Source organism: Halobacillus andaensis (genome assembly GCF_014636475.1).
Lineage (GTDB): Bacteria > Bacillota > Bacilli > Bacillales > Halobacillaceae > Halobacillus_A > Halobacillus_A andaensis.
In genome coordinates, this window is record NZ_BMEL01000014.1 from 1 (window position 1) to 915 (window position 915).

At 42.8% G+C, this 915-nt stretch carries 1 protein-coding gene; it reads left to right on the top strand.

Annotation, left to right across the window (positions count from 1 at the left end):
• Window positions 1-38: 38 nt before the first annotated feature.
• Window positions 39-915 (top strand): chloride channel protein (locus IEV27_RS19790; RefSeq protein ID WP_229735434.1); only part of this gene is annotated, 877 nt, incomplete at its 3' end.

The following is a 915-nucleotide window of genomic DNA, read 5'->3' on the forward strand; positions in this document are numbered from 1 at the left end:
AGAAAAAGGTCCTGCTGAGAATGGGGCCAATCGTCTATTTGGGAACATTTATCACCGTCTTATTTGGTGGTTCAACGGGAAGAGAAGGTGCGGCTGTCCAAATGGGAGGAAGTGTAGCTGAAGCAGTAAACAAGTTCTTCAAGACGAACAAGTCAGACACTAAAATCTTCCTTATGAGCGGCATAAGCGCTGGGTTTGGGGCAGCCTTTGGAGCACCCATCACAGGTGCGGTTTTCGGGATGGAAATGGCAGCTTTAGGGAAGATGAAATTCGAAGCGCTTGTCCCTTGCCTTGTGGCTAGCTTTGTCGGCCACTATATGACAACGGGGGCTTTGGGAGTTGAACACGTAGAATTCATCATCCAAACTGTACCAGAGGCATCTCCTGTTACATTTGCAAAAGTTATACTAGTATCTGTTATTTTCAGCCTCGTAAGTATTTTATACTGCCAATTAAGACATGGCATACAAAAAGGATCCGAGAAAATTTTTAAGAAAAACCATATGAAAAGAGCCTTTGTTGGTGGACTTATTATTGTGTTATTCACTTTAATAGTTAATTCACAAGATTACAACGGGCGAGGATTGGATATGCTTGAACAATCTTTTAAAGAAGATGTTCCTCCCTTTGCCTTCCTTGCTAAACTCCTATTCACAGCAGTTACTCTTGGAACTGGCTTTGTCGGCGGAGAAGCCATCCCTCTATTTTTTATGGGGGCAACATTAGGCAACACTTTACATTCATTCATGGACTTCCCCATCTCATTTCTCGCTGCACTAGGAATGATCGCTGTTTTCAGTGGCGGTACTAATACTCCTATAGCAGCTTTCCTATTGGCAATGGAGATGTTTGATGGAAAAGGAGTAGAGTACTTTTTTGTCGCTTGCCTCGTCAGTTTTATATTTTCAGGCCATC